Annotated in this window: 15 protein-coding genes; 11 read left to right on the top strand and 4 right to left on the bottom strand. The window is 66.2% G+C overall.

The genetic code is table 11. The annotated features are described in order from the left end of the window. Positions 1–295 precede the first annotated feature (295 nt). From cyoA to CG50_RS00830, 5 genes are all read left to right on the top strand, one after another. On the top strand, positions 296–1,354 hold the full coding sequence (gene cyoA / locus CG50_RS00850) for a ubiquinol oxidase subunit II (protein ID WP_245615537.1): 1,059 nt from the start codon (positions 296–298) through the stop codon (positions 1,352–1,354). Then, positions 1,344–3,341 (top strand): cytochrome o ubiquinol oxidase subunit I, encoded by a 1,998-nt coding sequence (gene cyoB / locus CG50_RS00845; protein ID WP_051909299.1) that lies wholly within the window; start codon positions 1,344–1,346, stop codon positions 3,339–3,341. The genes cyoA and cyoB overlap by 11 nt, the downstream gene beginning before the upstream one ends. Continuing rightward, positions 3,338–3,961 (top strand): cytochrome o ubiquinol oxidase subunit III, encoded by a 624-nt coding sequence (cyoC, locus tag CG50_RS00840; RefSeq protein ID WP_036634043.1) that lies wholly within the window; start codon positions 3,338–3,340, stop codon positions 3,959–3,961. Before cyoB ends, cyoC begins: the two co-directional genes overlap by 4 nt. Further along, on the top strand, positions 3,961–4,497 hold the full coding sequence (gene cyoD / locus CG50_RS16420) for a cytochrome o ubiquinol oxidase subunit IV (protein WP_081880218.1): 537 nt from the start codon (positions 3,961–3,963) through the stop codon (positions 4,495–4,497). The genes cyoC and cyoD overlap by 1 nt, the downstream gene beginning before the upstream one ends. A gap of 88 nt (positions 4,498–4,585) precedes the next feature. Continuing rightward, complete coding sequence (locus tag CG50_RS00830) at positions 4,586–5,320, top strand: SURF1 family protein (protein ID WP_036634041.1); 735 nt, start codon at positions 4,586–4,588, stop codon at positions 5,318–5,320. A gap of 21 nt (positions 5,321–5,341) precedes the next feature. Here the strand turns inward: CG50_RS00830 and CG50_RS00825 are convergent, their stop codons facing one another. Further along, a complete protein-coding gene (locus tag CG50_RS00825; protein ID WP_036634340.1) occupies positions 5,342–6,208 on the bottom strand; it encodes a DMT family transporter in 867 nt (288 codons plus the stop codon). Between the two features lie 88 nt (positions 6,209–6,296). Next, a complete protein-coding gene (gene mnmA / locus CG50_RS00820) occupies positions 6,297–7,436 on the bottom strand; it encodes a tRNA 2-thiouridine(34) synthase MnmA (protein WP_036634337.1) in 1,140 nt (379 codons plus the stop codon). A gap of 146 nt (positions 7,437–7,582) precedes the next feature. Here mnmA and sciP point away from each other — a divergent pair, with 146 nt between their 5' ends. The 5 genes from sciP to CG50_RS17465 all read left to right on the top strand — a co-directional run bounded on the left by sciP (position 7,583) and on the right by CG50_RS17465 (position 13,613). After that, a complete protein-coding gene (sciP, locus tag CG50_RS00815; protein ID WP_036634039.1) occupies positions 7,583–7,861 on the top strand; it encodes a CtrA inhibitor SciP in 279 nt (92 codons plus the stop codon). Between the two features lie 97 nt (positions 7,862–7,958). Then, positions 7,959–8,672, top strand: a complete 714-nt coding sequence (gene ctrA / locus CG50_RS00810) for a response regulator transcription factor CtrA (RefSeq protein ID WP_036634037.1) — start codon at positions 7,959–7,961, stop codon at positions 8,670–8,672. 552 nt (positions 8,673–9,224) lie between these two features. Continuing rightward, complete coding sequence (gene ligA / locus CG50_RS00805) at positions 9,225–11,315, top strand: NAD-dependent DNA ligase LigA (RefSeq protein ID WP_036634335.1); 2,091 nt, start codon at positions 9,225–9,227, stop codon at positions 11,313–11,315. Then, positions 11,312–13,405: an ATP-dependent DNA helicase RecG gene (recG, locus tag CG50_RS00800; protein ID WP_036634035.1), complete on the top strand. Its 2,094-nt coding sequence runs from the start codon at positions 11,312–11,314 to the stop codon at positions 13,403–13,405. Before ligA ends, recG begins: the two co-directional genes overlap by 4 nt. A gap of 76 nt (positions 13,406–13,481) precedes the next feature. Beyond that, a complete protein-coding gene (locus CG50_RS17465) occupies positions 13,482–13,613 on the top strand; it encodes a hypothetical protein (RefSeq protein ID WP_275452227.1) in 132 nt (43 codons plus the stop codon). 199 nt (positions 13,614–13,812) lie between these two features. Here the strand turns inward: CG50_RS17465 and CG50_RS00795 are convergent, their stop codons facing one another. After that, entirely contained in the window at positions 13,813–14,247 is a 435-nt protein-coding gene (locus tag CG50_RS00795) for an iron-sulfur cluster assembly scaffold protein (RefSeq protein ID WP_036634034.1), read from the bottom strand. Between the two features lie 60 nt (positions 14,248–14,307). Here CG50_RS00795 and hisI point away from each other — a divergent pair, with 60 nt between their 5' ends. Continuing rightward, positions 14,308–14,670 (top strand): phosphoribosyl-AMP cyclohydrolase, encoded by a 363-nt coding sequence (hisI, locus tag CG50_RS00790; protein ID WP_036634033.1) that lies wholly within the window; start codon positions 14,308–14,310, stop codon positions 14,668–14,670. A gap of 3 nt (positions 14,671–14,673) precedes the next feature. Here the strand turns inward: hisI and gluQRS are convergent, their stop codons facing one another. Beyond that, positions 14,674–15,516 (bottom strand): tRNA glutamyl-Q(34) synthetase GluQRS, encoded by an 843-nt coding sequence (gene gluQRS, locus CG50_RS00785; protein WP_036634031.1) that lies wholly within the window; start codon positions 15,514–15,516, stop codon positions 14,674–14,676. Positions 15,517–15,547 lie beyond the last annotated feature (31 nt).

Below are 15,547 nucleotides of genomic sequence, written 5' to 3'. Positions count from 1 at the left end.
CGGATATAAGTTACGACGTCGTGCGATGCCCCTGCGCACGCCCGGCCCGTGCGCGCGAGGCGTGCGGGTCGTTGGTATGTGCGCTCAGGCGCATCGTCGGGGAAGGGAGGTCCGCCGTGTCGAGGGCGATCCGAAACAAGGGGGTGCGACATGATGTCACGTGCCATTGTGTCGCGCTGCCCCCTATGCGCAGCCCCAGGTCTACCCCGGTCGCCATGTGCCGCCGGCGGATCCTTCCGATCGCATCGCGGACGGCTTGTTCCGTCCGGGTTGTCTATGCCGCAAGAGGCCCGATTTGCTGAAACTGCCTAAACTCCTTTTGATGCTGCCCGTGGCAGCGCTTCTGGCGGGATGTCAGTACGACGTCCTGGTCCCGAAAGGATGGGTCGCCGCGCAGGAGCGCGACCTGTTCGTCATCTCCACCCTGATCATGTGCATCGTCATCGTGCCGGTGCTCATCATGGCGGTCTATTTTCCGTGGAAATACCGCGCGAGCCGTCAGGACAAGTCGGATTACGATCCGAATTTCGAGCATTCGACCAAGATCGAGCTCGTCGTCTGGGGTGTTCCGATCGCGATCATCGTCGCGCTCGGCTGGTTCGTTTACGAATATACCCACAAGCTCGATCCCTACCGCCCGCTGCCCGCCGAAGTCGCGCAGGGCAAGCCGGTCGAGGTCGAGGCAGTCTCGCTCGACTGGAAGTGGCTGTTCATCTATCCGGAATACGGCGTGGCCTCGGTCAACGAGATGGTGATCCCGGCGAACCGCCCGATCAACATGAAGCTGACCTCCTCGACGGTGATGTCGACCTTCGTGGTGCCCTCGCTGAGCGGGATGATCTACACCATGACCGGGATGCAGACCAAGCTGCACATCGTCGCCGATCATCAGGGCACCTATCCGGGCCGTGCGGCGCATTACAACGGTCCGGGCTTCACCGGCATGACCTTTGACACCATCGCCACCGACGACGCGGGCTTCGACGCCTGGATCGCCAAGGCGAAGGCCTCGGGCAAGGCGCTGGACACCGAAAGCTACATGAGCCTCGAGAAGCCCTCGATGCGCGATCCGGTCGGCTATTATGCCTCGGTCGAGCCCGATCTGTTCAACCGCATCGTCAACATGTGCGTCGAGCCCGGCAAGACCTGCATGGCCGAGACCATGATGCAGGACCGCATGGGCGGCGGCGGCCTTGATGGCATCAAGGACAAGAGCAAACTGGAATACGATGACGCCCGTGGCGTCGACGGGTTCGGCAACGCGCTGCCGACGCCGCCGGCTCCGCTCGCGCATCTGCTGAGCGGCGGTCACGGTGCCGCCGGCGAAGAGGAAGGTCAGACTCATGGCGAATGAGCAAATCAACCCCTATCTGGACGGATGGTCTCCGCTCTTCGGGCGGCTGACCTGGGACTGGATTCCCTATCACGAGCCGATCCTCGTCGCGACCTTCGCGGGCGTGGTCGTCGCCGGCCTGATCGTGGTCGCGCTGATGACCAAGTATCGCCTCTGGGCGCCGCTGTGGAACGACTGGGTGATCTCGATCGACCACAAGAAGATCGGCATCATGTATATGGTGCTGGCCTTCGTGATGTTCGTGCGCGGCTTCGCCGACGCGATCATGATGCGTGCCCAGCAGGCGATGGCCGCGGGCGGAGCGGCGGGCTATCTGCCGCCGCATCACTTCGACCAGGTGTTCACGGCACATGGCGTCATCATGATCTTCTTCGTCGCGATGGCCTTCATCACCGGCATCATGAACTTCGTGATGCCGGCGCAGATCGGCGCGCGCGACGTGGCCTTCCCGTTCCTGAACAACTTCTCGTTCTGGATGACGGTCTGCGGCGCGATCCTGGTCAACCTGTCGCTGTTCGTGGGCGAGTTCGGTCGCGTCGGCTGGCTGGCCTTCCCGCCGCTGTCGGAGAACCAGTTCTCCTACGGGCCGGGTGTCGACTACTACCTGTGGTCGCTGAACCTCGCGGGTATCGGCACGACATTGTCGGGCATCAACATGGTCACCACGATCCTGAAGATGCGCGCGCCCGGCATGGGCATGTTCCAGATGCCGGTCTTCACCTGGACCGCGCTGTGCGCCAACGTGCTGATCGTCGCCGCTTTCCCGGTGCTGACCGCCACGCTGACCATGCTGACGCTTGACCGCTACATCGGCACGCATTTCTTCACCAACGATCTCGGTGGCAATGCGATGATGTACATCAACCTGATCTGGGTCTGGGGTCACCCGGAGGTCTACATCCTGATCCTGCCGATGTTCGGCGTGTTCTCGGAAATCACCTCGACCTTCTCGGGCAAGCCGCTGTTCGGCTACAAGACCATGGTCTGGGCGACGATCTCGATCATGGTGCTGTCCTTCGTGGTGTGGCTGCACCACTTCTTCACCATGGGGTCGGGCGCGAACGTCAACACCTTCTTCGGCATCGCGACGATGATCATCGCCGTTCCGACGGGCGTGAAGATCTTCAACTGGCTGTTCACCATGTACAAGGGCAACATCCGGTTCGAAGTTCCGATGCTGTGGACGATCGGCTTCATCATCACCTTCACCATCGGCGGCATGACCGGCGTCATGCTGGCGATCCCGCCGGTCGACTTCCAGCTGCACAACACGCTGTTCCTGATCGCGCACTTCCACAACGTGATCATCGGCGGCGTCGTGTTCGGCACCTATGCGGCGGTCTACTTCTGGTGGCCCAAGGCCTTCGGCTTCAAGCTGATGGACAAATGGGGGCGCCGGTCGTTCTGGCTGTGGTTCACCGGCTTCTACTTCGCCTTCATGCCGCTCTACGCGCTTGGCCTGATGGGCGTGACGCGGCGCATGAACAGCTACATGGATACCGGCTGGCAGATCTACTTCATCGTCGCCGCCTTCGGCGCCGTGCTGATCGCGCTCGGCATCGCCTGCACCTTCTGGGGCATGTTCGTGTCGATCCTGCACCGCAAGGAACTGGCCTGCGGCCCGGATCCGTGGAATGCGCGGACGCTGGAATGGGCGATGTCCTCGCCGCCCGCGCCCTACAACTTCCCGGAAACGATCCATGTCCGCGGTCTCGACGAGTTCTGGCGGATGAAGCAGGAAGGCTTCAAGTGGTCGGGTCACTACCATGACATCCACATGCCGAAGTCGACCACGGCCGGCGTGCTGATCGCGGCTGCCGCGACGGTCTTCGGTTTCGCGATGATCTGGTACATCTGGTGGCTCGCCATCGTGTCCTTCGTCGCGATCCTGGCGATCGCCATCGGGAATACCTTCAACTACAACCGTGACTACTACATCCCGGCGAAGGAAGTGGCAGAGACGGAAGCCAAGGGAGCTGCCGTATGAGCACGACCCAGATGACCCAGGGGGGGGCGGCTGTCGCCCCCGCCCATGGGGATGACCACGCCCATCACGAGAGCCCGACGCCGCTCGGCTTCTGGATCTACCTGATGAGCGACTGCCTTATCTTCGGCACGCTGTTCGCGACTTACGCGGTTCTCGGCTACAACTACGCCGGGGGGCCGTCGCCGAAGGATCTGTTCGAGCCGGGCTTCGTCGCCATCGAAACCGCGCTGCTGCTGCTGTCGTCGGTGACCTTCGGCATGGCGATGCTGCGCGCGGTGAAGTCGGACATGAAGGGCACCATCCTGTGGCTCGTCCTGTCGGGGCTGCTGGCCGTCGGCTTCGTCGCGATGGAGCTTTACGAGTTCCGCCACCTGATCCACATCGGCGCCGGTCCGACGCGTTCGGGCTTCCTGTCGGCGTTCTTCCTGCTGGTGGGCACGCACGGTCTGCACGTGACGGTGGGCTGCATCTGGCTGATCACGCTGATGATCCAGCTCGGTCAGCGCGGTTTCTGCGAGGCCAACATGCGCCGCCTGAACGCGCTCTCCGTGTTCTGGCACTTCCTCGACCTGATCTGGATCGGGGTGTTCTCCTTCGTCTATCTGGTGAGGCTCGTCTGATGGCCGAACATCACGAAAACAACACGCATGGCTCGATGGGCCAGCTGATGACCGGTTTCGTCCTCGCGGCGATCCTGACCATCATTCCCTTCGCGCTGGTCATGTCGGAAGTCGAGATGAACCGCACCCTGCTGATCGGCATCGTCATGGTGCTGGCGGCGGTGCAGATCGTGGTTCACCTGGTCTATTTCCTGCACGTCAACCGTCACGCCGAGCAGGGCTGGACCGTCGCCGGAACGCTGCTGTCGGTGATTATCCTTGCGATCATCATCGTGGGCTCGCTCTGGGTCATGCACAACATGAACGTGAACATGATGCCGGAGATGGATCATTCGGCGATGCCGGTGGCCCCGGCCGAAGCGCCCGCCGCTCCGGCGATGGATCACTCGGCGATGCCGGGGATGGACCATTCGGCCATGCCGGCCGCTCCGGCCGAGGCGCCTGCCGCTCCGGCGATGGATCACTCGACCATGCCGGGGATGGATCATTCTTCGATGCCGGGGATGACCACGACGACGCAGCCTGCCTCGAACTGAGGTTTCGCGATAAGATGACGCACGGGGCCGGTCTTCCGGCCCCGTTTGCATGACCGCCCGCCCGACGGGCGCAGGAACGGAGAAGACGATGACCTATCTGAAGCCGCGCTGGCCTCGGCTGATCCTTGTGACGCTTCTTGCGCTGATCGGCGCGGTAGGGTTCGGCAGCCTCGGCACATGGCAGGTGCACCGGCTGCACTGGAAGCTCGATCTGATCGCGCGGGTCGACAGCCGGGTCCATGCCGATCCGGTGCCGGCGCCGGGCCCGGCCGACTGGCCGAAGATCAACGCCGCCGATTACGAATACATGCGGGTGACGCTGCGCGGCACCTTCCTGAACGGTGACGAGGCGCAGGTCTACACGCCGACCGACTGGGGCCCGGGTTACTGGGTGCTGACGCCGCTGCGCCGCGATGACGGCACGGTGGTCTTCGTCAACCGCGGTCTGGTGCCCGAGGCGATGAAGGCGCCGGCCACGCGCCCCGCCCCCGAGGGCGAGCAGACCGTGACCGGTCTGCTGCGGATCTCGGAAACCCGGGGTTGGCTGTTCTCGCAGCCGAACGAACCGGCGAAGGACAAGTGGCACCTGCGCGACGTGGGCGCCATCGCGGCCGCCCGCGGGCTGACCGATGTCGCCCCCTATTTCGTCGATCAGGAGATGGTCTCGCCCGAGGCCTGGCCGAAGGGCGGTCAGACCGTGGTGAAGTTCCGCAACGCTCATCTGAGCTATGCGCTCACCTGGTATGGGCTGATGCTGTTCGTGATCGGGGCCTGGGGCTACGTCGCCTATACCGAGTTCCACCGCCGCCCCGACGAGGCGTAAGGGCAGGGGCCGGGGCGTCCCTCAGCGCCGCCCCGGCCCGATCAGCGTCAGCAGTCCGGATCCGACGATCAGCACGATGCCCATCAGCATCGGCAGGTCTATCCCGGTGCCGAACAGAACGTAATCAATGACGATCGCCCACAGCATCTGGCTGTATTGCGTGGTGCCGACATAGGCGCCGGGGGCACAAAGTGCGGCCTTGGTCACCAGCCAGGTGCCCAGAACCGCGAGCAGCCCATAGCCCGCCAGCATCGCCCATTCGGCCGCCGACGGCCAGACGAGCGACGGCAGCGCGATCAGTCCGCCGATCGCCGTGCCGCCCAGAAGCCCCGCCCCGAGCATCGAGACCCGCGTTTCGCGTGCCCCCACCGCCCGCGCCGACAGCACCGACACCGCTCCGCCGAGCCCGCCCACCACCGCGCCCAGATGGCCGATCGACAGTTCGCGAAAGCCCGGGCGCAGCACGATCAGCACGCCCAGGAACCCCACCACCAGCGCCGCCCAGCCCCGGGCATCGACCCGCTCCTTCAGCCAGACCAGCCCGATGATCGTAATATAGGACGGCATCAGGAAGATCAGCACGAAGGCCTCGGCCATCGACAGATGGGTGAAAGCGGTGACCGAACCGATCACGCCGGCCGGATAGCTGACGAATCGGATCAGCCACAGCGGCCGGTTCACCGTGCGCAGCATGTCCGACATCCGCTCGCCCGGCAGCTTCAGCGCCGGCAGGCACAAAAGCCCGATCGCCGCGCCGATGAAGGCCGATTCGTAGGGCGACAGGCGCCCCTCGATCAGTTTCACGCTGGTATCGCTGAACGTGTAGGACAGGAAGCCGGCAAAGCCGAGCAGCACCCCCCGGGTCAGGGGCGAAAGAGCGGCAGACATGGGATCCCTTCGGTCATGCGTCGCCGGGCAGCGGCGGCCTCCCCTGAATTGAGGCTGCCGCGCCAAAGGTCAAGCGCTGGAACGGTCTTCAGGCGCCGGCGTGGATCCAGCCGCCGCCCAGAACCCGGCTGCCCTCGGGGGCGTAGAACACGCAGGCCTGACCGGGGCTGACGCCTTCCTCGGGCAGGATCAGTTCGACCTCGGCCTCGGTGTCGCTGATCGGGCGCAGGATCGCCTCGTGCGGCGGCCGGGTGGAGCGCACCCGCACCCGCATCGGCCATTCGGCGCGTGCGCTGAGCGGTTCGTCCCCGAGCCAGTTGATCTCGCGCACCGGCACCGTGCGGGTGGCGAGCGCGGCCTTCGGGCCGACCACGACGCGGCGCGTCGAGGGCTCCAGCCGGACGACATAGAGCGGCTCGCCGAGGCCCCCGATGCGCAGCCCGCGGCGCTGGCCGATGGTGTAATGGATCACGCCGTCATGGGTGCCGAGGACATTGCCCTCGAGGTCGACGATCTCGCCCGGATCTGCGGAACCGGGACGCAGCTTCTCGATCACGCTGGCATAATTGCCATTCGGCACGAAGCAGATGTCCTGGCTGTCGGGCTTGTCGGCGACCGGCAGACCGTATTTCGCGGCAAGCGCGCGGGTCTCGGCCTTGCTCGCCAGCCCGCCGAGCGGGAAGCGCAGGAACGACAGCTGTTCGGGCGTGGTGGCGAAGAGGAAATAGCTCTGGTCGCGGTTCGGATCGACGGCGGAATGCAATTCGGGCCCGTGCGCGCCGTCTGCGCGACGGATGTAATGGCCGGTCGCCATGCAATCGGCTTCGAGATCCTTCGCCGTTTCCAGCAGGTCACGGAACTTCACCCGCTGGTTGCAGCGAATGCAGGGCACCGGGGTGGCGCCGGCCAGATAGGCATCGGCGAATTCCTCGATCACCGCTTCGCGGAAGGTGTTCTCATAATCGAGCACGTAATGCGGGAAGCCCATCGCCTCGGCGACGCGGCGGGCATCGTGGATGTCGCGCCCGGCACAGCACGCGCCCTTCTTCGCCAGCGCCGCTCCATGGTCGTAAAGCTGCAGCGTGACGCCGACGACATCATAGCCCTGTTCTTTCAGCATCGCGGCCACGACCGAACTGTCGACCCCGCCCGACATGGCAACGACGACGCGCGTTTCCTCTGGCGGCTTTGGGAACCCGAGAGAATTCAATGGCATATCATGCGGCATGTCGATGTCCATCCCACGTTCTCCGGCCCATGGTCTTTGGCAGGTCCGCAGCAATACAGAAAATGCGACATATCCACAAGCCCGCGCTTCACCCCCGATTAACGTACTGGCGGCATCCTTTGAGCACATTACATGGGGTAAGGCCGATGTATCTGAAGAAAGTCATGGGTCCGCGAGCGGTTACGCTCCCGGATGGAAGCATTCTGACCCGGGGGGATCTGCCCGCACCCGACACCCGCCGCTGGGTCGCATCGCGCAAGGCGGTGGTGGTTCTGGCGGTCGAACACGGGCTGGCGTCGCGCGCGGAGGTTCTGGAACGGTATGATTTGTCAGAGGAAGAGTTCGACCTTTGGACCGAGGCGGCCCGTCTTCACGGGGCGGAGGGGCTGAAGGTCACGGCGATTCAGAAGTATAGACAACTTTAGATTGCGGGATCACGAATCTGTGTCACAGTAACGGGGTGTTAACCACTTCGTGGCAGTTTTCAGAATGAGTTAGGCACAGTTTTCGGAGATTACGGCAATGCGCATTCTCTTGATCGAGGACGACCCGACGACCTCGCGCAGTATCGAGCTGATGTTGTCCCACGCCAACCTGAACGTCTACAGCACGGATCTGGGGGAGGAGGGGATCGACCTCGCCAAGCTTTACGATTACGATTTAATTCTGCTGGATCTGAACCTTCCGGATATCAACGGTCTCGAGGTGCTGCGGCAGCTGCGTCTGGCACGGATCGACACGCCGATCCTGATCCTCACCGGGGCGGATGATTCCGATAACAAGATCAAGGGATTCGGCTTCGGGGCGGATGACTATCTGACGAAGCCTTTCCACCGAGATGAGCTGATCGCGCGCATTCACGCGATCATTCGCCGCTCCAAGGGGCATTCGCAGGCGATCATCCGCACCGGAAAGATTTCGGTGAATGTCGACGCCAAGACGGTGCAGGCCGGGGCGCGCGCGATCCATCTGACCGGCAAGGAATATCAGATGCTGGAGCTGCTGAGCTTGCGCAAGGGCACCACGCTGACCAAGGAGATGTTCCTCAATCATCTTTACGGCGGCATGGACGAGCCGGAACTGAAGATCATCGACGTGTTCATCTGCAAGCTGCGCAAGAAACTGGCCGAGGCGACGGAGGGCGACAATTACATCGAGACGGTCTGGGGCCGCGGTTATGTGCTGCGCGATCCCGATCAGGGCGATGCCAGCCGCCGGTTCGCCGCGACGGCCTGATCGGCCCGGGCAACGGTGTTTCGGCCTGGCCGGATGGCGGAAGGGCACAGGCGGCCTTGCCCGCAGAGGCCTGCGGCCATGCTTTCAATCCAGGAGGGAGGATGGATCTTCGGGGCGCCTGGTCTTCTCCGCGATGGACGAAATGGCTCGGTATCACATTGATACATAATGATATATGTCGGTGACAGCCTTCATGCGGGGGGTGTTGTGAGGTTGTGCACGGGGCATGGCAGGGCTGGACGGCCGCGGCCCCTCCCCCTATTCCTTTGGCCAGTTTGAGGGGCCAGCCTGAGGGGGTGCATCATGTCCGTACCGGGTGACGATAGCCGGCAGTCCGCTTCGCGGGAGAGCCGTGGCGTGGGCGCTGCAGGCAGGGATTCCGAGGGGCAGGCTGCGGCGAAGGGGCCTGCGTCCCGGGCGCTCTTGCCCGAGAGCGATGCCGTGCAGCCGGTCCTGAGGCAGGACGATTCGTTTCCAGCGGATGCGACCGTTGCGGACGCCGATCCCGTGGAGCCGGACGAGAACGGCAGGGTTGCCGCCGCTGTCGCACAGCTGAGCCATGACGATGCTGCGGCCGAGGTGCCCCGCCTTACCGCCGTTCTGGTCGCGGCGAACACCGCCTACCACACCCTCGACGCGCCCGAGATTTCGGATGCGGAATACGATGCCAAAAAGCGTCGCCTTGCTGCGATCGAGGCGCGTTTCCCCGATCTTGCCCGTCCCGACAGCCCGACGCAGAAGGTCGGCGGTGCGCTGGCCGAGGGCTTCGGCAAGGTCGTCCACGAAGTCCGGATGATGAGCCTCGAGAACGGCTTCTCGGAAGACGACATTCTGGATTTCGATACCCGGGTGCGCAGCTATCTGGGCCTCAGTGCCACCGCGCCGCTGCCCTTCACGGCGGAACCGAAGATCGACGGCCTGTCGCTGTCGCTGCGTTACGAGAACGGCATTCTGGTGCAGGCCGCGACCCGCGGCGATGGCGAGGTCGGCGAGAACGTCACCGAAAACGCCCGCACCATCGCCGAAATCCCGCAGCGGATCGAGGGGGCGCCCGCCATCCTCGAAGTCCGCGGCGAGGTCTACATGGCGCACAGCGATTTCGAGGCGCTGAACGCGCGTCAGGCCGAACGCGGCGAGAAGCCCTTCGCCAATCCGCGCAACGCCGCCGCCGGTTCGCTGCGCCAGCTCGACCCGAAGGTGACCGCGCGGCGGGTGCTGCGCTATTTCGCCTATGCCTGGGGCGCGCTCTCGGAACCCTTGGCCGATACACAGTTCGGCGTGATGGAGCGGTTCCGCGCCTTCGGGTTCAAGGTCAACCCGCTGACCGTGCTGTGTGACGGCCCGGCCGAGATGCTGGCGCAATATCGCCGGATCGAGGAGCAGCGCGCCACCCTCGGCTATGACATCGACGGCGTGGTCTACAAGGTGAACGACCTTGCGCTGCAACGCCGGCTCGGCTTCCGGGCGACGACGCCGCGATGGGCGCTCGCGCACAAGTTCCCGGCGCAGACTGCCTGGACCCGGCTTGAAAAGATCGAGATCCAGGTCGGCCGCACCGGCGCGCTCAGCCCGGTGGCGCGGCTGACGCCGGTGACGGTGGGCGGTGTCGTGGTCTCGAACGCGACGCTGCACAACGAGGATTACATCGCCGGCCGCGATTCGCGCGGCGAGGAGATCCGCGGCGGCAAGGACGTGCGCGAAGGCGACTGGGTGCAGGTCTATCGCGCGGGCGACGTGATCCCCAAGGTCGCCGATGTCGATCTGAGCCGGCGCGATGCGGCCTCGGTCCCGTTCGAGTTCCCGCATACCTGCCCCGAATGCGGCTCTGACGCGATCCGCGAGCCGGGCGATTCGGTGCGGCGCTGCACCGGCGGGCTGATCTGCCCGGCGCAGGCGGTCGAGAAGCTGAAGCATTTCGTTTCCCGCGCCGCCTTCGACATCGAGGGGCTGGGCGCGAAACAGATCGAGGCCTTCTATCGCGACGGCTGGATCCGCGAGCCGGCCGACATCTTCCGTCTCGAAGAGCGTTACGGTTCCGGTCTGCGGCAGCTGAAGAACCGCGACGGCTGGGGCGACAAGTCGGCACAGAACCTGTTCAGGGCCATCGAGGAACGCCGCCGCATCCCGCTGGAACGGCTGATCTTCGCCCTTGGCATCCGCCATGTCGGCGAGAGCGGCGCGGCACTTCTGGCGCAGCATTACGTCAGCTGGCAGGCGTTCGAGGCGGCGATGACCTCGGCCCGGATCGGCGAGGGCGAGGGCTGGACCGACCTTCTCAGCATCGACGGGGTGGGCGAGGTGTTCGCGACTTCGGTCGTCTCGACCTTCCATCAGGGGGCGGAGCGCGCCTCGATCGACCGCATCGTCGCCGAGCTGACGATCGAGGACGCGGTGCCGCACGCCACCGAAAGTCCGATCGCGGGGCTGACCGTGGTGTTCACTGGCACACTGGAGAAGATGACCCGGCACGAGGCGAAGGCGCGCGCCGAGGCCTTGGGCGCCAAGGTCGCGGGCTCGGTCTCGGCGAAAACCGATCTTCTGGTCGCGGGGCCTGGGGCGGGTTCGAAGGCCACCAAGGCCGCGGATCTCGGCATCAGGGTGATCGACGAGGACGGCTGGCTCGCGCTGGTCAACGGCGCATGAGCGGCCGCCCGGACGTTCTGTTCCCGCTGTTCGCCGGGCTCGAGACGCTGCCGGGCATCGGCGCGAAGACCGCGAAGGCATTGGAGCAGGCGGGGATCGAGCGGCCGCGCGATCTGCTGCTGACGCTGCCCCATGCGGTGATCGACCGCCGGCCGCTGGCGGCGCTATCTGACGCCGTGCCGCCCGCCGTCGTCACGCTGGAGGTCACCGTGACCGGCCATCTGCCGGCGCGCCGGAAGGGCGGGCCGACGCGGGTGTCGACCGAGGATGCCCGCGGGCAGGAGCTTGCGCTGATCTTCTTCCACGCCCGCGGCGACTACCTTGAGAAGATCCTCCCCATCGGGGCGCGCCGGCTGGTTTCGGGCAAGGTCGAGACCTTCGACGGCCTCGCGCAGATGGTGCACCCGGATTACATCCTGCCGCCCGAGGGCGCGGCGGAGCTGCCGCGGTTCGAGCCGGTCTATCCGCTGACGCAGGGCGTGACGCAAAAGGTGATGGCACGCGCGGCAGAGGGGGCCATCGCGCGCGCGCCGGATCTGGCCGAATGGATCGACCCTTCGCTGATGAAACAAGAGGGCTGGCCCGGCTGGGCCGAGGCGCTGACGGCGGCGCATCATCCGGCCTCGGCCGCAGAGACCGCACCCACCGCGCCCGCCCGGCTGCGCCTCGCCTATGACGAGTTCTTCGCCCATCAGCTGACGCTGGCGCTCGCGCGGCGCAGCGAGCGGCGGCTGAAGGGGCGCGCGACGCGCGCGACCGGGGCGTTGCAGAACAAGGTTCTGGCCGCGCTGCCGTTCCGCCCGACCGCGGCGCAGACCCGCTCGGTCGCCGAGATCACCGCCGACATGGCGTCCGAGCGGCGGATGAACCGGCTGCTGCAGGGCGATGTCGGCGCCGGCAAGACGCTGGTCGCGCTGATGGCGATGCTGGCCGCGGCCGAGGCGGGCGGGCAGGCGGTGATGATGGCGCCGACCGAGATTCTCGCGCGCCAGCATTATGACGGTCTGGTGCCTCTCGTCGCGCTGTCGGGGGCGCGGATGGCGCTCTTGACCGGGCGCGACAAGGGGGCGGAGCGGGCGGCCAAGCTCGCCGATCTGGCCGAGGGGCGGCTCGACATTCTCGTCGGCACCCATGCGGTGTTTCAGGCCGATGTGGTGTTTCACGATCTGCGTCTGGTGGTGATCGACGAACAGCACCGCTTCGGCGTGGCGCAGCGCATGGCGCTTGGCCAGAAGGGGCAGGCGGTCGACGTGCTGGTGATGACGGCGACGCCGATCCCGCGCTCGCTCGCGCTGGCGCAATATGGCGACATGGATCTGTCGGTGCTGGACGAGAAGCCGCCGGGCCGCACACCGGTGCGCACCGCGCTGATGCCGACCGCGCGCATCGCCGAGGTGGTCGAGCATCTGAAACGCGCCGTGGCCGAGGGGCGGCAATGCTACTGGGTCTGCCCGCTGGTCGAGGAAAGCGAGAAGGTCGATCTCGCCTCGGCCGAAGAGCGGTTCCTGGCGCTGCGCGCGGCGCTTGGCGAGGGCGTGGTGGGGCTGGTCCACGGCCAGATGCCGCCCGCGGAGAAGGACGCTGCGATGGCCGATTTCGTCGCCGGGCGGACGCGGGTTCTGGTTGCCACCACGGTGATCGAGGTCGGCGTGAACGTGCCCAACGCCTCGATCATGGTGATCGAGCGGGCCGAGATCTTCGGTCTCGCGCAGCTTCATCAGCTGCGCGGCCGGGTCGGGCGGGGGGCGGCGCAATCGACCTGCCTGATGCTTTACCAGGCGCCCCTGTCGCAGACCGGCGAACGCCGCCTGTCGATCCTGCGCGAGACCGAGGACGGTTTCCGCATCGCCGAGGAAGACCTCGCGATGCGCGGTGCGGGCGATGTGATCGGCACCGCGCAATCGGGCCTGCCGCGGTTCCGCATCGCCGATCTGGAACATCAGGCCGGGCTGATGGCGACGGCGCAGACCGATGCCCGCGCGCTGCTGACCACGGACCCCACGCTCGACGGTCCGCGGGGCAAGGCGGCGCGGGTGCTGCTGTGGCTGATGGGGCAGGACCGCGCGATCCGGCTGATGGATGTCGGTTAATGTTCTCTGAAAGTTCTTTACAGACTCGGAGAATCATGAGAACAAAGTGGCAACGAAACAGAAGGAGGTCCTGGAAATGCACAAACGCTTCGCCGCTCTGCTCGTCAGTCAGCCTTCGTCGGGCACGCGTGCCCTGCACGATGCCTTCGGCGCATTGTCGCTGTGCGTGACCTTCGTCGGGCTGATGTTCCTGCCCGGCTTCTTCTGAGTTCCGATCTTCGGCCGCTGTCCCCCAGGGCCGTCGCGGCGGCGGGTGGTTGATCCCGTCAGACACCCGCCGCCGATTTGTTCCGTTACTGCCTCGCGCTTTCGCACGCCACTCCCGTGGCCTGCCTGTCCCCAACGGAAGCGCTCCTGCGCCGCCATCCTTGCGATGGCGGCGTTTTTTTATCCTTCGGGGGGAGGGGTCAGGCTTCGGCCGCGTCCCAGGCGGCGAGCGTCGCCTCGAGTGCCAGCAGGATGGAGCCGTGCCGCGCCGGATAGTCGCGTGCCGCCTGCAACAGGGCGTAATCGGCGAACGGTGCCTCGGGGACGGGGCCGCCTTTCAGCATCGCTTCGAGCTGGTCGCGGGCGCGCTGCACCTCGGCCCGGCTGCGCCCGATCGCCTGCGCGCCGAAGATCGCCGCGGACGCCTGACCGAGAGCGCAGGCCCGCACCTGCTGGCTGAACCCGGCGATCCTGCCGTCCTCGATCACCAGATCGACCCCGATGGTCGAGCCGCACATCGGCGCGCGCTTCTGCCCATGCGCGCCCGGAACGGGCAGCGGCTCCAGATGCGGGATCGCCGCGGCAAGCCCGAGGATCCGTTCGGAATAGAGGTCGTAAAGGCCGGTGTCGCTCATCTCTTTCCTCCGGGGCATTCGGCGCTTAGATAGGCCGGCAACCGCTTCGAGGAAAGACCGATGACCTTCGATCCCGACACGCTGAAATATGACGCGCAGGGCCTGATCCCGGCCATCGCCCAGGATTACGCCACGGGCGAAGTGCTGATGATGGCCTGGATGAACGCCGAGAGCCTGCGCGAGACCCTGCGCACCGGCCAGGTGACCTACTGGTCGCGCTCGCGCGGCGAGCTTTGGGCGAAGGGGGCGACCTCGGGCCATGTGCAGACGCTGGTCGAGATGCGCATCGACTGCGACCGCGATGCGCTGCTGCTGCAGGTGGAGCAGATCGGCCCGGCCTGCCACACCAACCGGCGCAGCTGCTTTTACACCGCGCTGCGCGACGGCGAGGAAGCCGTCATCATGGCGCCGATGGCGGACTGACCTTTACAGCCCCACCATGCGGCGGATGTCGGCGGGGCTGGCGCCTTCGGCACGAAACAGCGACAGCGCGCGGGCATCGTCGCGCTTCGCCAGCCGCTTGCCGTTCTCGTCGCGGATCAGCGGGTGGTGGCAATAGACCGGCACCGGCAGGCCCAACAGGTGCTGCAAGGTGACATGGATGCGCGTCGCGTCGAACAGATCCTCGCCGCGCGTGACATGGGTGACCCCCTGCGCCGCATCGTCGAGGACCACCGACAGATGATAGGACGTGCCCATCTCGCGCCGGGCCAGAACCACATCGCCCACCGTGGCGATCATCTCTTCGGGGGTGATTCTGTGGTGGCCGGCGTGGCGTGGCCCGATCTCGTCGAACCCGCAGGAGCAGGCGGCGCGGTCCATGCGCAGGCGCAGCACGGCATCGGGCAGGGGCTCGCCGGGGCGGGGCGCGCCCGCCGCGCGGCAGGTGCCGGGATAGATCAGACCGTCGGGGCCGTGGGCGGGCTCCGCCCCTTCCTGCGGGGCCGAGACCGCGGCCTCGATGTCGCGCCGGGTGCAGCTGCAGCGATAAAGCAGCCCGCGTGCCCACAGATCCGCCAGCGCCGCGCGGTATTCCGGCAGCCGGTCCGACTGGCGCAGCACCGGCCCGTCCCAGCTCAGCCCCAGCCAGCGCAGATCGTCGATAAGCTGCGCCTCCCACCGCGGTTTGGAGCGCTGCCGGTCGATGTCCTCGATTCTCAGCAGGAACCGCCCGCCCGCGGCGCGCGCCATGTCATGGGCGAGGATCGCCGCATAGGCATGGCCGAGGTGCAGCGGACCCGTGGGCGAGGGGGCGAAGCGCGTCACCATCCCCGCCCGTTGGCCTGCCGCACCCGTCATC

This window comes from Paenirhodobacter enshiensis (assembly GCF_000740785.1).
Lineage (GTDB): Bacteria > Pseudomonadota > Alphaproteobacteria > Rhodobacterales > Rhodobacteraceae > Rhodobacter > Rhodobacter enshiensis.
Note: the sequence above shows the minus strand (reverse complement) of the source record. Positions and strands in the feature narration are given on the sequence as shown.

Excerpts from the sequence above, each read along its gene's own strand:
- cyoB (WP_051909299.1), top strand. The coding sequence starts at position 1,344 with ATGGCGAATGAGCAAATCAACCCCTATCTGGACGGATGGTCTCCGCTC.
- cyoC (WP_036634043.1), top strand. The coding sequence starts at position 3,338 with ATGAGCACGACCCAGATGACCCAGGGGGGGGCGGCTGTCGCCCCCGCC.
- cyoD (WP_081880218.1), top strand. The coding sequence starts at position 3,961 with ATGGCCGAACATCACGAAAACAACACGCATGGCTCGATGGGCCAGCTG.
- CG50_RS00830 (WP_036634041.1), top strand. The coding sequence starts at position 4,586 with ATGACCTATCTGAAGCCGCGCTGGCCTCGGCTGATCCTTGTGACGCTT.
- CG50_RS00825 (WP_036634340.1), bottom strand. The coding sequence starts at position 6,208 with ATGTCTGCCGCTCTTTCGCCCCTGACCCGGGGGGTGCTGCTCGGCTTT.
- mnmA (WP_036634337.1), bottom strand. The coding sequence starts at position 7,436 with ATGCCGCATGATATGCCATTGAATTCTCTCGGGTTCCCAAAGCCGCCA.
- sciP (WP_036634039.1), top strand. The coding sequence starts at position 7,583 with ATGTATCTGAAGAAAGTCATGGGTCCGCGAGCGGTTACGCTCCCGGAT.
- ctrA (WP_036634037.1), top strand. The coding sequence starts at position 7,959 with ATGCGCATTCTCTTGATCGAGGACGACCCGACGACCTCGCGCAGTATC.
- recG (WP_036634035.1), top strand. The coding sequence starts at position 11,312 with ATGAGCGGCCGCCCGGACGTTCTGTTCCCGCTGTTCGCCGGGCTCGAG.
- CG50_RS17465 (WP_275452227.1), top strand. The coding sequence starts at position 13,482 with ATGCACAAACGCTTCGCCGCTCTGCTCGTCAGTCAGCCTTCGTCGGGC.
- CG50_RS00795 (WP_036634034.1), bottom strand. The coding sequence starts at position 14,247 with ATGAGCGACACCGGCCTTTACGACCTCTATTCCGAACGGATCCTCGGG.
- hisI (WP_036634033.1), top strand. The coding sequence starts at position 14,308 with ATGACCTTCGATCCCGACACGCTGAAATATGACGCGCAGGGCCTGATC.
- gluQRS (WP_036634031.1), bottom strand. The coding sequence starts at position 15,516 with ATGGTGACGCGCTTCGCCCCCTCGCCCACGGGTCCGCTGCACCTCGGC.